General features: G+C 34.3%; 27 protein-coding genes and 1 pseudogene. 2 read left to right on the plus strand and 26 right to left on the minus strand.

The features are described 5' to 3' along the window. Nucleotides 1–34: 34 nt before the first annotated feature. From nrdE to AC0C66_RS02900, 15 genes are all read right to left on the minus strand, one after another. The gene (gene nrdE / locus AC0C66_RS02830; protein WP_437388296.1) at nt 35–2,134 is read right to left on the minus strand and encodes a class 1b ribonucleoside-diphosphate reductase subunit alpha; all 2,100 of its coding nucleotides are present in this window, start codon (nt 2,132–2,134) and stop codon (nt 35–37) included. Further along, on the minus strand, nt 2,097–2,492 hold the full coding sequence (gene nrdI, locus AC0C66_RS02835) for a class Ib ribonucleoside-diphosphate reductase assembly flavoprotein NrdI (protein WP_437388297.1): 396 nt from the start codon (nt 2,490–2,492) through the stop codon (nt 2,097–2,099). The genes nrdE and nrdI overlap by 38 nt, the downstream gene beginning before the upstream one ends. After that, complete coding sequence (locus tag AC0C66_RS02840; protein WP_437388298.1) at nt 2,492–2,839, minus strand: hypothetical protein; 348 nt, start codon at nt 2,837–2,839, stop codon at nt 2,492–2,494. Before AC0C66_RS02840 ends, nrdI begins: the two co-directional genes overlap by 1 nt. A gap of 50 nt (nt 2,840–2,889) precedes the next feature. After that, nucleotides 2,890–3,090 (minus strand): hypothetical protein, encoded by a 201-nt coding sequence (locus AC0C66_RS02845; RefSeq protein WP_061573833.1) that lies wholly within the window; start codon nt 3,088–3,090, stop codon nt 2,890–2,892. A 19-nt stretch (nt 3,091–3,109) separates the two neighbouring features. Next, nucleotides 3,110–3,244, minus strand: a complete 135-nt coding sequence (locus tag AC0C66_RS02850) for a hypothetical protein (RefSeq protein ID WP_114168545.1) — start codon at nt 3,242–3,244, stop codon at nt 3,110–3,112. A gap of 25 nt (nt 3,245–3,269) precedes the next feature. Next, on the minus strand, nt 3,270–3,536 hold the full coding sequence (locus AC0C66_RS02855) for a hypothetical protein (RefSeq protein WP_166851988.1): 267 nt from the start codon (nt 3,534–3,536) through the stop codon (nt 3,270–3,272). Between the two features lie 16 nt (nt 3,537–3,552). Continuing rightward, nucleotides 3,553–3,765: a DUF1653 domain-containing protein gene (locus tag AC0C66_RS02860; protein ID WP_061891149.1), complete on the minus strand. Its 213-nt coding sequence runs from the start codon at nt 3,763–3,765 to the stop codon at nt 3,553–3,555. 15 nt (nt 3,766–3,780) lie between these two features. Then, entirely contained in the window at nt 3,781–3,969 is a 189-nt protein-coding gene (locus AC0C66_RS02865) for a hypothetical protein (RefSeq protein ID WP_326225489.1), read from the minus strand. Nucleotides 3,970–4,002: 33 nt separating this feature from the next. Beyond that, the gene (locus AC0C66_RS02870; RefSeq protein WP_004399442.1) at nt 4,003–4,365 is read right to left on the minus strand and encodes a hypothetical protein; all 363 of its coding nucleotides are present in this window, start codon (nt 4,363–4,365) and stop codon (nt 4,003–4,005) included. Nucleotides 4,366–4,400: 35 nt separating this feature from the next. After that, nucleotides 4,401–4,526: a hypothetical protein gene (locus AC0C66_RS02875; protein ID WP_219144940.1), complete on the minus strand. Its 126-nt coding sequence runs from the start codon at nt 4,524–4,526 to the stop codon at nt 4,401–4,403. A 13-nt stretch (nt 4,527–4,539) separates the two neighbouring features. Continuing rightward, nucleotides 4,540–4,887 (minus strand): hypothetical protein, encoded by a 348-nt coding sequence (locus AC0C66_RS02880; RefSeq protein WP_437388299.1) that lies wholly within the window; start codon nt 4,885–4,887, stop codon nt 4,540–4,542. A gap of 14 nt (nt 4,888–4,901) precedes the next feature. Next, complete coding sequence (locus AC0C66_RS02885; protein ID WP_437388300.1) at nt 4,902–5,297, minus strand: hypothetical protein; 396 nt, start codon at nt 5,295–5,297, stop codon at nt 4,902–4,904. Between the two features lie 42 nt (nt 5,298–5,339). Then, on the minus strand, nt 5,340–5,525 hold the full coding sequence (locus tag AC0C66_RS02890) for a hypothetical protein (RefSeq protein ID WP_109962710.1): 186 nt from the start codon (nt 5,523–5,525) through the stop codon (nt 5,340–5,342). Next, nucleotides 5,509–5,712 carry a hypothetical protein gene (locus tag AC0C66_RS02895; protein WP_109962711.1) on the minus strand — a complete coding sequence of 68 codons (204 nt, stop codon included), beginning with the start codon at nt 5,710–5,712 and terminating at the stop codon, nt 5,509–5,511. Before AC0C66_RS02895 ends, AC0C66_RS02890 begins: the two co-directional genes overlap by 17 nt. 64 nt (nt 5,713–5,776) lie before the next feature. Beyond that, complete coding sequence (locus AC0C66_RS02900) at nt 5,777–6,325, minus strand: metallophosphoesterase (protein ID WP_437388301.1); 549 nt, start codon at nt 6,323–6,325, stop codon at nt 5,777–5,779. 132 nt (nt 6,326–6,457) lie between these two features. Between AC0C66_RS02900 and AC0C66_RS02905 the strand changes: the two genes are divergently transcribed. Continuing rightward, nucleotides 6,458–6,607: a YjcZ family sporulation protein gene (locus AC0C66_RS02905; RefSeq protein WP_071579003.1), complete on the plus strand. Its 150-nt coding sequence runs from the start codon at nt 6,458–6,460 to the stop codon at nt 6,605–6,607. Nucleotides 6,608–7,197: 590 nt separating this feature from the next. Here the strand turns inward: AC0C66_RS02905 and AC0C66_RS02910 are convergent. The 5 genes and pseudogenes from AC0C66_RS02910 to AC0C66_RS02930 form a co-directional block, all read right to left on the minus strand. After that, the gene (locus tag AC0C66_RS02910; RefSeq protein WP_147772057.1) at nt 7,198–7,956 is read right to left on the minus strand and encodes a hypothetical protein; all 759 of its coding nucleotides are present in this window, start codon (nt 7,954–7,956) and stop codon (nt 7,198–7,200) included. 399 nt (nt 7,957–8,355) lie between these two features. Continuing rightward, a complete protein-coding gene (locus AC0C66_RS02915; protein ID WP_437388403.1) occupies nt 8,356–8,583 on the minus strand; it encodes a hypothetical protein in 228 nt (75 codons plus the stop codon). 46 nt (nt 8,584–8,629) lie between these two features. Next, nucleotides 8,630–8,994 (minus strand): annotated as a pseudogene (locus AC0C66_RS02920) (hypothetical protein). Nucleotides 8,995–9,250: 256 nt separating this feature from the next. After that, nucleotides 9,251–10,156 carry a DNA (cytosine-5-)-methyltransferase gene (gene dcm, locus AC0C66_RS02925; protein WP_114523515.1) on the minus strand — a complete coding sequence of 302 codons (906 nt, stop codon included), beginning with the start codon at nt 10,154–10,156 and terminating at the stop codon, nt 9,251–9,253. Nucleotides 10,157–10,202: 46 nt separating this feature from the next. Beyond that, the gene (locus AC0C66_RS02930) at nt 10,203–10,967 is read right to left on the minus strand and encodes a DNA-methyltransferase (protein ID WP_326243401.1); all 765 of its coding nucleotides are present in this window, start codon (nt 10,965–10,967) and stop codon (nt 10,203–10,205) included. Between the two features lie 176 nt (nt 10,968–11,143). On the opposite strand from AC0C66_RS02930, the gene AC0C66_RS02935 reads away from it, so the two are divergent. Further along, nucleotides 11,144–11,491, plus strand: coding sequence for a BLB8/JUQZ-1 family protein (locus AC0C66_RS02935; RefSeq protein ID WP_326145021.1), 348 nt, complete (start codon nt 11,144–11,146; stop codon nt 11,489–11,491). A gap of 32 nt (nt 11,492–11,523) precedes the next feature. Here the strand turns inward: AC0C66_RS02935 and AC0C66_RS02940 are convergent, their stop codons facing one another. Genes AC0C66_RS02940 through AC0C66_RS02965 form a run of 6 tightly spaced genes read right to left on the minus strand, consistent with a single transcriptional unit; the run spans nt 11,524 to nt 15,900 of the window. Then, a complete protein-coding gene (locus AC0C66_RS02940; protein ID WP_326145023.1) occupies nt 11,524–12,021 on the minus strand; it encodes a nucleoside/nucleotide kinase family protein in 498 nt (165 codons plus the stop codon). Next, nucleotides 12,021–12,176 (minus strand): hypothetical protein, encoded by a 156-nt coding sequence (locus tag AC0C66_RS02945; RefSeq protein ID WP_010331040.1) that lies wholly within the window; start codon nt 12,174–12,176, stop codon nt 12,021–12,023. Before AC0C66_RS02945 ends, AC0C66_RS02940 begins: the two co-directional genes overlap by 1 nt. Beyond that, nucleotides 12,169–12,384, minus strand: coding sequence for a YorP family protein (locus AC0C66_RS02950; protein WP_019712328.1), 216 nt, complete (start codon nt 12,382–12,384; stop codon nt 12,169–12,171). The genes AC0C66_RS02945 and AC0C66_RS02950 overlap by 8 nt, the downstream gene beginning before the upstream one ends. An 11-nt stretch (nt 12,385–12,395) precedes the next feature. Then, on the minus strand, nt 12,396–13,157 hold the full coding sequence (locus tag AC0C66_RS02955) for a 3D domain-containing protein (RefSeq protein WP_472973485.1): 762 nt from the start codon (nt 13,155–13,157) through the stop codon (nt 12,396–12,398). Continuing rightward, nucleotides 13,093–14,829 (minus strand): hypothetical protein, encoded by a 1,737-nt coding sequence (locus AC0C66_RS02960; protein ID WP_472973486.1) that lies wholly within the window; start codon nt 14,827–14,829, stop codon nt 13,093–13,095. Before AC0C66_RS02960 ends, AC0C66_RS02955 begins: the two co-directional genes overlap by 65 nt. A gap of 9 nt (nt 14,830–14,838) precedes the next feature. Then, the gene (locus tag AC0C66_RS02965; protein WP_437388305.1) at nt 14,839–15,900 is read right to left on the minus strand and encodes a PD-(D/E)XK nuclease family protein; all 1,062 of its coding nucleotides are present in this window, start codon (nt 15,898–15,900) and stop codon (nt 14,839–14,841) included. Between the last annotated feature and the right edge of the window lie 11 nt (nt 15,901–15,911).

Below are 15,911 nucleotides of genomic sequence, written 5' to 3' on the forward strand. Positions count from 1 at the left end.
GCATTACAGAGTGCCGACTCCTTTACTATTTAATTTAAACTACACAAGACAGACACCCTTCCTGCCCTGTATCTTTTGTTCTCGCATAGTACAAAGTCTTAATTCCTCGATGATGAGCATAGAGATCAATTCGGTTCAAATCTCTTGTTGTCATCGTATCCTTTAAGAACAATGTAAATGAAATTCCTTGGTCAACGTGCTGCTGAATTGTTGCAATAAGATCAACTACCTTAAACATATCCATGTCGTATGCTTCTTTGTAGAAGAACCAATTCTGAGCCGATAAACCTGGCATCGGATAATATGTCTTACTGTTTCCGTATGTACGTTCCTCAATTCTCTCCATAATTGGCATTACACCTGCTGTAGATGATTGAACATATGAGATGCTTCCCGTAGGTGCAATAGCCTGCCTATACGAATGGTATAAGCCATATTTCATTACATCTTCTTTAAGTTTCGTCCAATCTTCAATGTTAGGAATATGTTGATCTCCAAATAGCTTTTTAACCTTTTCAAACTGAGGGCTATAATCATTTGTTACGTACTTTTCGAAATACTCACCTGATTTATAAGTTGAACCATCAAACTTGTAGTATTTCTCCCCTGTTTCTCGTGCAATTTCCATAGAACGCTGCAGTGAGTAGAAGTTAACCATCATAAAGTATGTATTTGCAAAATCCTTAGCTTCTTCACTTTCATAAGCAATATTATTTTGAGCTAGAAATCCATGGAGGTTCATCTGCCCTAGACCAATTGATCTCATTAGTGTATTTGCTCTCGCAACTGCTGGAGCATTTACAATGTTTGTTTTCCTTGTGACAGTTGTCAATGAGTCAATTGCTATTCGTACTGTTGAAGCAATTGATTGATTACTCATTACATTTACAATGTTCATTGAGCCAAGATTGCAGGAGATATCTAAACCAATTTCATCCTCTTTATCGTAATCCGTATACACTGATACTTGTGATGATTGGAGGACTTCAGAACACAAATTTGAAAACTTCACTTTTGAAATATGTTCATTTGGATGCACTTTATTTACATTGTCAGCGAACATAATATACGGATAGCCTGATTCGCTTCTTAGAATGGCCAATTGCTCTAACAGCTTTCGAGTATTCCCTTTAGCTTTTCTAACCCTAGGGTTTTCAACAAGCTCATCATACATTTCATTAATATCCATCTCATCAAGATACTGCCCATATTCCTTGTATACTGAATGCGGATAGAACTTGTAATAATCCTTGTCTTCCCTTGCAAGTTCAATAAATTTATCAGGAACAACTACACCAATAGACAGTGTTTTAACTCTGACATCTTCATCAGCACTTATTTTTTTGGTATCCAGGAAGTCTGTTATGTCTGGATGGAATACACTTAGATAAACTGCTCCTGATCCTTGTCTTTGTCCCATCTGATCTGCATATCTAAAAGCATTATCCAATAGCTTCATAACACCTACGACACCTTTAGTCGCATTCTCTACGTCTTTAATCGCTTCACCTTTGGCTCTTAGTTTGTTTAGATTTAATGCTACTCCTCCACCTAGCTTAGAAAGCTGCATGGAGATATCAATAGCACGTGAAATATCATTCAAACTGTCGCCTACTTCAAGTAAGAAGCAGCTCACCATTTCACCTCTTCGCTTACGTCCAGCATTAAGGAAAGTAGGTGTTGCCGGCTGATACTCTTGTTTCATCATAGTATGTACTTCCTCAACAGCTTTCTCATAATCACCATCAGCGCAATATAAAGCCACAATTGAGACACGATCCTCATACCTTTCCAGGATCTTTGTTTTATCGTTTGTCTTCAATGCGTAGTCATTGTAGAACTTAAACGCGCTCATAAAAGATGGGAATCTAAATTTGTAACTGTAAGCAATCTTATAAATTGATTTAATCTGTTCAAATGTGTATTGATCTAAGAATTCTTCTTCGTAATAATCATTTTTAATCAGATAATCCAGCTTCTCTTTTAAATCATGGAAAAAGACTGTGTTTTGATTTATGTAATCAACAAAGTAACTATGTACGGCCTCCTTATCCTTTTCGAATTGATACTTCCCATCTTTCTGAATCATGAACTCATTATTGAGCTTGATCCACTTTGGTATTGTGTTTGTCAATAAGTTGTACCTCCTGAATGAGCTTCTGTAATTCTTGTTTCGTTCCACTAAGTTCAAACTTTAATAACAATGGAATGTGGAACTTTGCTGAAAGCTTGTCTCCAGCTAAACCATAGTTATCACCCCAAACCTTGTTACCACTAACAACAACTCCTCTAATTTTATTTTTATTCTTTTTGATAAAATTCAAAGTCCTTTCAGGTACTTCCCCAAAGCCTATCGTAAATGTAATATGTATGAACTCTTGAGTGATGATCGTATCATCAGTTATTTCAATTGCCTCAATGTCTAGCTCTTGTTGCAACGCTTTTACAAACCTTCTTGCATTGCCAGTTTTACTCTCATATGTAATGATCACTAATCGTTATATGCTCCTGTAATTAATCTTGTAGTTGCAGATTCAGCTTCATTTTCAACATGGTAATATGCTTCAGCTATTTCATTATTAATAGCTCCCATCTCAGCATAACCTTTGGCCATTTGAGCCTCATATGGAGACAACTCCTCTAATTCAACAGGGATATAGTTATCCTTTTGGCTTTGAGGAATAACCATTTGGTGTCCTTCTAAGTCAGTTGCAATAAGTTCTCCCTTAAATACTGTAAATGACTCACCATTTTGCATATGTATCTTCTTATTTTCTTTTGCTTCTTCCATAGTCACCAGATCATTACGCTTTACGTATAGCTGTCTAGCTGCCCCCATTTTACATCTCCTTATTATTTGTTTTTATTTTGAATAAAGCTGTGATTTTATCAAGATTTTTTGTTTGGCCATCCTTCGCCAAGAAGCTTTTTAGCCCCTTCAACATCTGTGAATCTCTCAATCTTGTGTCTATAATCATCGATCCACCGGTAAACACATACAGCATTTTCTTCTACTTTCATGACAGTGTATTGCTGCATAGGATCTTCTAAAAGGTGAAGCTTCTGATCTTTATAAAATCCCGGAATCATATAATATCCTCCTCTTCTTTTATTGAATTTCTCTTACTTCATGTGGTACTCCGCTTTCTTCTTGAGCATAGACAGCATCATTATGAGCCTCAATTGCATCATCATAAGTATTAACAAGTGTTCCCATGCAAAAAAGTCCGTATTTTTTATTCATTTTCATCATCCTTTTGATTTATTTTTTAAAGTAAACTTCCGTCCATAATCAAAACTCTTTCTTCATTACTTTGAAGTTCTTCGAGAACGTCTGATATTGGGGACAGTTCTTGATCCTCGGTTACTGTTCGACTGTGTTTAACTGCTGCGTACAACATACCAACTTCTTTGATCTCATCTCTTAAGTTCCCGTCATCGTCCGCAACTTCTTCTGTATATAGCTTCAATGCTTTTTCCTTTGTATTAGCTTTAATTAATGCATAATATGGGTCACATACCTCAAAAAATTTCATGTTATTACATCAACTCCTAATTTATTTTTGTGAACCTTTTTATCTCTTTTCCATCAACAACAACTGTTCCAAAGAACATGTCTTTAGGCCTTGCCCACAGAATGCCATCCATATCTTCATATGTAACAAGTTTCTCTTCTGTCTCAGTATGAATTACCTCTCCAATACCCTTATATAGACCACCTTTATAATGTCTAAACCGGCAACCAACCACTTCGTATGTATCCATTCGATTGCTCCTTATTTAAACTTCTTCCAAGTGAAACAATAAAGCATCCTCATAAAAGTTCACTTGAATCTCATTTCCAGTATCTTCTCCAGTAATTGTGCACCTAAAAGGAGTATCCCCATAAAAATCAAGTTGCTCCTGTAATACCTTGATAACTTCACTGATTTTTGGATTAATTAATTTGCCTTCATTTGCGATATACACCTTATTGTTACTCCTCTCCTTAACTCTTTAAAATCATCCTTTTATGGAGAACGAATGAATACCAGGTACACCCACAACGCTCTGGAATGGATTGAGTACATTAAATTCTATTTCCACCGCCAAATCTCTGTCTGAGTTCATTTGAATTCTTTCGATTTTCACATTAACTTCGCTTGTTTCATCCTCTAGACTAGTCATTTTCATTTTATAAGTGCCCTTAGATACACCGCCTAGTTCAACCCATTTATAAACCAATAAATCATTACTAATCCTTACTGTGATTTTATCTTCGTTTTCAGTTGCCTCTACATTTTTGTAATGAAGAACCATTCTTGTTTCATTTGGTAAATGTTTATTCAGTGTTTCTTCATATACAGCAATTTCTTTTAAGATCATATCTAACTCTCCTTTTGAAAATTTGGCTTAAAATTTTATTTAGACTTATTGTCGTTTTGCAAAATGGTGTCAGCAGGTAAAGTTGTAACTTTCATTTCGCCGACTATTTCACCAGTTGATTTCTTTTTGAAAATAATCTTTGCAGCATTATCATTACTCATCTTGAGTTCCTCCTTAGATAAACAATGTGCTAACATACAGAACAATCAATGCGAAAGCTGAATGAAGTAAAGACTTACCGGCTTTCTTAAAAATGTTCTCATCTTTTTCTTGATCTGACCGTTTTACACCTTTGACAAATACATTGAGTAAAACGCCAATAACAAATGCATGAGGTAAAGTTACATGGACATTTTGAATGTTGTATGTATCAATAAGCAATGGATTTAACACATGATTCAATCCGTAATAAACAACTAGTGACATAGTCAATGCTTCAACAAAAATAAGTAATCCAACTACAATTAACGAACCTGACCCCATAAAGAATCCGCTCCAAATATCTTTTGTATCCTTATTCAATAAATATCTCTCCTTTAGTCTTTTTTAGTTAGCCTCTTCCACCAGGAAGTTTTTATCTGTCTTTGATTTTGAGTATCATTGTTTTTTGCTTTCTTATTATTGTGTTCTTCGCATTCCTTCAAGCTTTTTTCATCTATAATTGTCTTAACCACTCTGTCAGTTTGATATGTCCACTCGTTATGTATGTTTCGCTGCCTGTCAGTCACTATGACATATTCATTAAGTCCAGGGATATAAACTTTACCTCCAATTTCTATAGGCTCAATATCTATATAGCCCTCGAAGATTGGTTCAGTACGAGTTATCTTACATACCGGCTGAGTAATCCACCTCTCTGTACCTAGGGCACGGTGTGAGTAATAACTATCTATCATAACCAATCCTTCAATCGTTGCTTTATGGCGTCCCACTTATTCACCTCCTTATAAGTCTATGTAAAAATTGAATTTTATTTAGATAATATTGATAATTAATAAAACTAAACTGATTAAGAATGACAACCCAGCTAAAACAGCTAGAACTAATAATACTAAAGCGATTTGAGGTTTTATTCCCTTTTTAGTTCCATATATATCTAGTGTTACTATTCCAATCAACAAAAGACCTACGATTTCAAGAACGTTAATGACTAGCTGCAACTTGCTCCTCCACATGCTGAACGACTTTACACCAGATACCCAAAGTACCTTTTGCTTTAAACTTTTGTGCCTCATTAATTGCTTGTTCTCGTTGATCAAATACTGCTACTTTTCCATCTACGCCAGTCATCTTTCCAGCGAATTCTTTTCCTGCATAGACCTCAACTACCCACTTTTCTTTGTCCATATTAATCTCTCCTCGTTATTTGTTTTGATTTGTCGTATACTGCGCTTGCCCGGGAAATTATTTTCTATTTCCAATACGGATTTCTTGCCCCTTCCCACCTTTTCGAGTTAATCCAATCCATCGTAACTGGTTTAAAGTCGGTATTTTCAACACTTACACAAACATGACTTAGTTTTTCGAGACCAGTTTCCTCTCTGTGTGTATGCCCATGTACATTACAGCAAAGTTGATATTCCTCAATTAATCTGTTCATATTCACCTGAGAAATTGGTTCATGAGTAAGGATGTAATCCTCATAGAGATACATCCTATGTGGATCAAAACCAAGTCTTCTAAACTTTGTATCTGAAATTCCTTTGTCATGATTTCCTCTAATAAGTATGTTTCTAGTTTTCTTTAACCGACTCACTATGTACTCAATTCTTTTTGAATTACAGAAAAACATATCTCCAAGCCAAAAGACTGTATCCCCTTCGCTAACCGTTTTATTGAAATTCTCAATAATCACATTGTCCATATGTTCAATATCTTTAAATGGTCGTTTATCACCATCATATTTGATGATATTCTTATGGCCAAAGTGCGGATCACTGATGAACCATGTATTTGTCATTTGATCATCCCTTTCTTATCAATTGAGCTGAATTTTAGACAAAAACTTCATTTTTTCTTATATAGACTTAAATCCATGTCGAAATATATCGTTCCGCATATCATGTTCTATCTCCCTAAAGGAGGTGGAAATATGGGATTCTTCGGTGGATACTCTAACGGAAATAACGGTTACTCAAACGGTTATGGCAGCTCCTTCGCTTTGATCGTAGTGCTATTCATTTTGTTAATCATTGTTGGAGCTTCTTTCTTTGGTGGTTATCCAGAGGGTGTTCCAATCTAGTTTGGTATAAGCACCTCCCTGTTCGACAGACGCCATAAGAATTTTTATGGCGTTTTTACTTTTGAAAACAAATCACGATAAAAGGAATATTTTATAGTAATTTTATTTTTATCCTAAATATAATTTCAAAAACTTTAATGTCTTTTCTAACTTCATGGTCTTACAATGTTCCAAACATATCTTTTGCAGTTCCTCACCGCATTCTTTATGTACCGGAAATTCTTTATACTCTTTGTCACCTGTAATTCTTAAATAAAAGACGGTTTCATTAATTTGTTCATTACACTTAGTACATTCCAAAGCATCACCTCTCATCTTATGAATATAGCATACTCTTAATTCTCTAAATGGTCAATAGTAAATTTATTTTTATTCTTAATATTTGTTAAAAGGAGGAGAGTTTCCTCCCCTACAGTACTACGGCTGCTGCTAATGGTCTTCAGTTCGTTTATAAAATACACGAACAATTATTGCCGCTATAAAGAATAAGGCGAATAATCCAAAAGCCATTGATCCATTCTTTAAAATTATCCCAAAGATCAACAATGCGCAACCAGACAAAATAAATAGTATTTTACTTAAAATATTGATCATTTACACTTCTCCATACAATCAAAGAATGCATTTACACCAATAATACCAGCTGTATTTACACAAGCATAGCAAGCAGTTCCTGCTGTTGCTGGAACACCAGCTGTGCATGCAGCTCCACATAAAATAGCTAAACCAGTGATTGCCCATTGACTAATATTCTTATCACCTAAACAATCTGACACGCATCCTGTCCAGCTCTGAGTACTCATCATGTTAGATGAGCTTGCTTTGTCTTCTGAGTTTTTTTCTGTTTCAAAGACACCAGACTTGTCCTCATCCTTAACACCATTAACCCAATAAGTCATTTCGTTTTGAGTGCTGCTGATTTTCTTCATATCAACTTCATAGTATTCTTCAATATTCATATCGCTATCAAATGAAACATTGAATGAACTTACTCTATCTACTTTTTCAGTGTCCACATATAAATAAGAAACTGAATATGTTACTGTACCATCATCGTACTTGATGGCTCTAACTGAAGCATTATCAAATACTTTTTCGTTTGATTTATGATACTTAATGTCTCCCTCTTCAATTGCCTTTTCTGTCTTTGAAAGAAGTTTTTCCTTAGTCTTTTTGCTCACATCAATAGTGTGATCTGCAATAAATTCTGCTTCTGATTTTACCTTACCCTTGTCAATATTATCTGTTGAGATTGTACTCTTTGCATCACTATTCTGAGGAAATGTTGCAAAGGCCAGCACAAATACGGCAACTAATGCTAAGATCGTTCTATAAAAAGACTTGTTCATTAAAATAACCCCTTTGTAAAAATATAATTCTCATCTGGCACCAATACTTATCAAACAGACAATCTCATAAATCACCTTCTTTCTTTAATAAATGCTACCAATCATATAAATAATTGTTAAGAAACAAAGGCGATTTTGAATAATAAGTATCACAGATGTCATTAACTCAAAGGGATATTGCTCACCTTTATAAACAACTTATGTAATTTTGTAATTCGTTAGATTTAGTAAAAATCTCACCGAATTTTTTGTCTATCGTTTTCCATTGCCTTTCAGTTGTTGAAGGCAACTCATTTTCAAGGTATATGAACAACTCATCGATTTTACTGCTAAGTTGATCCACATTTTGCTCGAGAGTCTCTTTTATTGGATCAGATATTCGCATGGAGCCGTCCTCCCTTATGAAAAGATGATTATAGCCTTGCCGTTGTCATTTTTTATGTATGGAGAATATTTACGTTCAAGATAATTCCTAGATGTTCCTTCTCCCGGACTTACATTATAAATATTCCTTACCTCATTTACTTCGTATGCTTGTTCTTTTGCATGCTCAGGTGATAGCGCCTCAATAACTAGAGACGCATTTTCACCTTTGCTATCTTTACACCTTACATAATACTTTTTCAATAAACATCCCTTTATCCTTTCGTTTTTTCTTGATTCTTGAAACAATTTAATGAATCAAGCCTCGATATGTATTTGGTTTAATATTGTGTAGATCGATTAGGTTAGTTAACTGCTCGATTTTCTTACTCATTGCATAACATTGATCAACATAAAATTTCTTTGGTATAATCACAAACTGCCCATCTTTAAATCCTTCCGCACCGGCTTCTTGCATTGCTGCTGGAAAGATATCAATTAGATCCCTTTCTTAAAGCTCTCAATATACTCATCTACTGAAATAGTGTGCAAAACCTTAGCTAATACTCTATTGGTCTTTTCATCGTTATGTACGTAAATGCTTTGTGTATGTGGTTCAATAACTACAAAATCAAGAGCGTTTACCAAGTCAATTTTTTCTTGATCAGTTAGCATATTCACTCCCCTTTTTGTCGTAGTATCTCATCCTCAATCGTTTTTTTTCCAGTTTTGAGGACTTCCATGAAATTTGCTGTTGCTTCAATTTCAGCTTCTAATGCAACTACATAACGCTGCGCTTGGTCAGTTTCCCCATTAATGATTTTCTTTCTATAATCTTTGACACTTTGTTTAAACCTCTCAATTATTTGCTTGTTATTAATACCCCGACACTCCTTGTGACATTATTTTTATTCTAAATAAAAGACAAATTTTATACAGTTATTTGTTCAATGTATAATTCATCAAGCTCTATATTTTGTGCTGAATCCAAGTTAACTTCCTTCATTATGTATTCCTCTTTGAGTCCTTTAAATAAGTGCGCAATAACATCTACCGTCCAACCGTCTCCCAAGAGATCCGCTGCTTGATTTCTGTTAAGAATTTTGGTGTAACCAGATGGTACAGTTTGCAACCTTTCGAGTTCAACTTGATTCAAGTACCTAATATTATGTGTATCCTCTATTCCATTTTCAAACACAATGGTTGTAAAGCCTGTGTTTTTATATCTATGCCACATTTTTTCCTTTGATTTTAAAGGTCTTGAATCACTAGCTAACAATGCCCTCGATTTTTCTCGATCAGTAAACCCATTTTCTAAAACATGTTCTAATTTAATGCCCCTGTCATTTGGAAGTGACACGTTAGGTAGGTTTGTCCAATACAATCTATCCCTTAACTGAGCCGAAACAAGTTTTGAATTAATCCTAATTGGCTTTACTCCAAGAGTCTCGTTTATGACTTCTTTATCTTCATTTTTCATTCTAGCTACATTTTCTAACAAGAAGTACTTTGGTTTAATTTTATTTAAAACTCTAATGTATTCCCAAAAAAGTTGAGATTTGCTGCCTTTTAGCCCCTTTCTTTTTTTCATTGCCGGACTTAAATCCTGACATGGACTTCCACCAATCAATAAATCGATTTTTGGGAGGGATTCAAGTTTTTCATCAGTTAACGACTTTACATCTCCAAGTTGAATTGTATTGGGGTAATTATACTGAGTAACCTTAATAGCATTTTCTTTTATTTCACTAGCAAAATAGTTGTCTACGACAATCCCTAACTTATTCAGTGCAATCTGTCCACAGCTCATTCCATCAAATAAACTCAATACGTTCATCTAACCACTCCACTAATTTTATTTTTATTCTATAAAAATTGATCTTTTATTTAGTTCCTATGTAATTCCTCAAACGTTCATTTGCAATATCACAATATTCCTTACTAATCTCCGTACCTATGTATTTACGATTATTTAAAGCTGCCATCTTTGCAGTTGTTCCACTCCCAATGAATGGGTCAAACACAATGTCACCTTCATTTGACCAAGAGAGAATGTGATCTTCGGCAAGCTTTTCTGGAAATATTGCCGGATGATCAAAAGCGATCTTATCACTAGTGCTTTTATGCATGCCAACTAAGTATCCCCATATGTTGCCCTTAGTTTTGTCATCTTTAGTAACCGTACATTTTGATTTTCTTCTCACTGCAGGGTTATTTTCCTTAATAGAAGCTGCCCCACCTCTGTTAGAGTAGTCGTACTTCGTTCCTGCAGTCCGACAGGGTTCTTTTCTAGGGTTAAACACTTTGGGCTTCCCTTTTGAAAAAACAAACATGTATTCAAACTCTTGCTCATATCTGTTATGGTTTTGAGGTAAAGGATTATCTTTTCGATAAATCATTGTGTCGTGAAGATTAAATCCAATTTCTTTAAAGAATAGAGCTTGTCTAAAACTCGTCCCAGTTTCGGAACCTTTGTGTGTTTTATCCCCTACAACCCAAACAACCACTCCACCATCTTTTGTTACTCTATACAATTCTTGAGCTGTTTCCTCAAAGTTAAATGAATATCCGTTGTAATTTCTTAAGTCATCATAAGGAGGAGAAGTCACTGTTAAGTCGATAGAACAATCACCAATATTCTCCTTCATGAATTGGACGCAATCAATATTATGTATTTTGTTTAAATCCTTTCCGTTTATATCTATCTCTCCTTCCTCTATAAAAGAGATATTTTAATCAGTTTCACATACACTTCACACATTTCAAATATTTAACATGCTAGACTAGAGTTGTAATCACAATCAAAACCTAGGGGGTAATTCTTATGAAAAAGTTTTACAAAGGATTGATTGTTTCTGCTTTATCTCTAGCTACACTGGCTTTCCCTGCTTTCACATCACAAGCTTCAGCTCTAACGCCTATCAAATCAGTTGACCAAGTTGTACAACAAGGAGATCCTATAGCTACAGTTGACTACCATATGCTAAGGAATTCTAATGTCTCCCTGTTAAAAGGTTATACACGTTGGGAAATAGTATCTGGCAGCAACCTAATTAGCATAAGTTCAAGTGGTGTTGTATCTTCTTATTCTTCACTAGGCACAGCAGTAGTTTACGCATATGACATTAACGACAATTATGTTATTTATAAAATTACAGTAGAAGCACGTTAGTTTACTAAGGAGTGTTAGTTCACTCTTTTTGTTCACTCAAATAATTGAATCAAATCCTCTACAATCTCATCGCTGCCCCATTGTTCAGTATCCCATGAATATGTATGTAATCCAGCACTGCTCATAACTTCTCTGTATAACTCCAAAATTGAATCGATGTCTTTTCCTTCTATATACTCATCTCCCCGAACGCTTAACCGTTCCTTAATAATGTTTTGATCAGCATGTAAGTATACAACCTTAGCTTTCACTTTAATTTTATCCTCAATAAATCTAAGCTGGTGCTCTGTAAGGATCGAATAATCTTTGAAATTCTTTGCATAAACCAAGTTAGAATAAACAAACCGGTCGATAATCACATTGTCTTCGTCAGCTAATTTGTTGAAGTGTTCAAATAATTTCTCATTTCCACTTGTGGCCAACTCAAAGCTTGAACCTTTGATAATTGGATACTTCAGTTCTTTGCTTAGCTTTGCTGCAACTGTTGATTTAAAGCAGCAATCAGGCCCCTCCAAGATAATTAATGCCATTAATCCTCCACCTTTCTTATTTTATGAAATCCAACAACCTGGTAAGTGCCATCAGGATACTTTACTTCTACCTGGTTGTATCGATAATCAACTTTTGCAACAGCTCCAATCTCATCTGTAAAATCAACAATTACCTTTTGACCTTTTTTAAACATAAGTTAAACCTCCCTTTAGTGGTGTTAATTCATGTTCTTTAAAGTAAGTAATGTCACCTGTTTCATCGCTAACTGCATAGTCATATGTAGCTGAATGCAAATGCTCAATAATCTTTCCTTTTCTTCCAACATGATGAGGACAGCCATATCGTGCATTATTGTTAATTTCTACAGCTAGTCCAACAGGATAACTCCAGTATTTAGGCAATTTAATACCCCCTAATTAATAATTGAAACCGTTCCATGTTGTCTTCCGAAGTTAATTGCATCCTGTTCATTTGATACCAGCAAGTCCACTTTATTGCCAACAATCGCTCCACCTGTATCAATGGCTATGGCCTTAAATGAACTCCCTCCTACTTTTATTAATACTACGGAGTTAAGTGGAATAATACTTGGATCTGTAGCTATTACTCTATAACCTTTATAAAAAATTGATTGTGTTACATCTACGCCAGTTTTGGTTCGACCGGTGCAGCCTTCGGTACAGTTAGCAACATATGCACTAAATTCGATATCTAGTGTATTAGCTTCATCATTTTCCACATATGTAATTTTATTTTTATTCTTTATTTGTTTATTCTTGTTTTTACCCTCACCTCCCTTCTTGATACTTTTCTTTTTCACTAATTTGGGTTTAATAATAGCTGCGTTAAGAATATCATCTCGCCGCTTTTCTTGTTTAGCTTTCTGCTTCTTAGAAACTTCATCGAACTTATTTAGCACCTGATTCTTGTGTTGTGGTAAGTTGATTTGTTTTGGTTTTCCATAAAATGATTCTTTTATTGAGTTTTTATTGTTTCCTGTATCTAAATAATGTTGCTCAGCACTTATGTATGAAAAGGTAACCAATGGGATTAAAATCATCATAGCACATTTAGTTTTTGATTTATATGATATAATTTTATTTTTATCCTTAATGTTGATGCGTATCACTTCTCTTTCTTTGCTTTTTTCTGTTCGATATGCCAAGGTAATCATTGATACGTTTTTTGGCCATTTCAATATAATATTCTTTATCAAGATAATCAGGAACCTTTTCATTTTTAATATTATCATTATTAATAAAGCAGCGAGGTGGAGTATTACCAATCTTCTCAATGCGATCTTCTGTTTTCACTTTAAATACACCTTTGGCATCCTCTTCTTTAGAAGCAAATACCCTCAATACTTTTTCAGGTAACTTATCTTCCCCATGGAGAGCATACATGTACTTGTTTGAAACCTTAGAAATCTTCTGGAATTCTCTAAGTTCATTACATCCATTGATGGTTTCCTCAACTGGAATTGCTTTTGTAAAGTACTCAATCATTGCTTTGTTAACAATAGGCAGGTCATAATCCAGGTTATTAAGTTTCTTTACATATGCCCCCTTGGATTTATACTTTTGATCTTTATCAATAATAATGTAATTGTTTACGTCCTTTTGATAAATCTTTTCATAAACATCCCACTCCAGGTCTAAACGAGTTCTTGTTTCCCACTCTTTAGCAATATCCTTAATCAAATCAATATCAGCTTCTTTATCGACTTTCATGAACAAACCATCTGTATTTGATTGAATCAACTTACAATATGGCTCAATTTTTTCAATTAAATCTAACAACAATAACTGTCCTGCTAAACACACATTATTAGCCATTAAAGGGTCATACAAAGGATTATACTGATCTTTCATAGCTCCATAAGTTGAATTTAAAACGATCTTATAAGGAGCTTGTTTAGGATCTTTTTTTCTTTTCAGATCTAAACGGGTATCTCTAATCTCCGTATACTTTAATGGATTTGTTACATTACGACTTATATAACCATATTCAATCATTATTGAAGGATACAGAGATGCTACATCGCAGCATAAAATAATTCCCTCGTCTTTGTACTTTGGAAGTGCTCCATGTAAACCACCCCATGCGAATATATGAGGAACACCAGCAACATCAACCTCAAGCTTTTTAGAATAATCCAGATTATCAGGATTCTTGTACCAATCCACAATATGTTTGTATTTTTCAATCTTCAAAGCATCCGGGAACACAAGGTTAAACTCATCTCCTCGATTACCTTGTTTTTCAGCCCCTAATATAAATGCTGATAATTGAGCCTTTGTTTTTGTGAACATAGACATCTTTAGATTAAACGCTTCGATTAATGCCAATTGACTTTCGAATTCCTCTTTTTTATTGTCAAATACTTCAATAGTCTGTTTCACGTCATGAATACAATAATCAATTACTTCCCTTATCTCTTCCTCAGTTAACTTTCTGTCAATATCAAAGGGTACAGATGACTCCTTGATTCTTGATCCCATAAAACCTTCAAGCTGCTTTAAACTATGAAAGCCCGTTGTTATATCAAAGTTATTTAAAGGAATTTTATATGCTTCTCTAACAACATTAAATGCTTTTACATTATCCTTAATGATTCTAGTACTGATAAAGTGAGGATTCATCCCCAATAAGATTCCTTTGAGAATATATTGATCATACATTCTTGAGTTATAACCAATCCAAATATCTTCTTTAAACATCCTATAAAACTTTTTAAGTTCTTCTGAATCGTTAACGATAACTTTTCCTTTTTTAGTATCATAATCAATCAAGACAACCATCCAGTCGTGCTTGAAGACTTCAAAGTCATAGAATATTTTTCTCATTAAATCCTCCTAAGAAAATAAGTTATCAAACATATCAGTATTGTTCTTTTTCTTAAATTTATTTGACTCTAAAAACTCTTTATAGAACTTACATGTTTTACGATGTCCACATAATACACTGCAGTAAAAGGAATTAAATTTATTTATTTTTACTGGCTGCCATTGCTTCTCATCTTCACGATCTTTATTTTCGATCCTCTCAACAGTCTCAGTAATATAGTTCTTCAACTCATTAACCTTTTCATCTGTGACCTCATATTCAACTGTACAATCTTCGAGCCAAAACTTATTCTTAACCTCTTTGGGTAAGCTGTTTAGATTGTTTTCTTTTACTGCATTATCTAACATTAGCTCAATTTCAAAGTCGTCATATCTGAGGTTCTTCATTTGTTTTTCCAGTTGCTTGCGCATTTCCTTGACCCATTTACCTCTGTTACACATTTTCTTTATTACTTTGGTTTTTCCATGTGTACAAACATATACATACTTCACCATGAACCACAGGATTTTGTCCACTTTTAAATTTGTTGTCTGCTCAAGCGCAAGCTTGTACATTAACAATTGTCTTCCTGCCTCATTAAGTTTCTTTCCAGTAAATTTACTTGATGTCTTCCAGTCATAAATACTTACATACGGCTTACCTTTTTCACTTGGAAGAATAGCATCCACATAACCCTGAAGGTAAATTCCTTCTGCGATTTCAAATACCATTAGCTTCTCTAAAATCATTTTACTGTCGATCTTATTGAAGTTGTTCATGAAATGACCGACATCAGCTTTCCAGCTGTCTCCGATTGATTCACTTGGAAAACTAACTCCATTCATTTCTAATTCAATTAATCTATTTTCAAAGTCCTTTTTAAACTTCTTAATGTCTAATTCATTTTTATAAATCTTCTCAATTCCATTATGTAATTCAGACCCCATAAGGGTATATATGTTATCGATACCTTTCTTTTTCAAAACGTATGTATTGTAATATTCGTATTCACAGTTATTAAAAGTTCCAAGCTTGGAAAAGGAATAAATGTTTTTTCCTTGTTCCCTTAGTTCATTTAATTTATCTTTCAATCAATCATCCC

This window comes from Bacillus sp. VA13 (assembly GCF_055710085.1).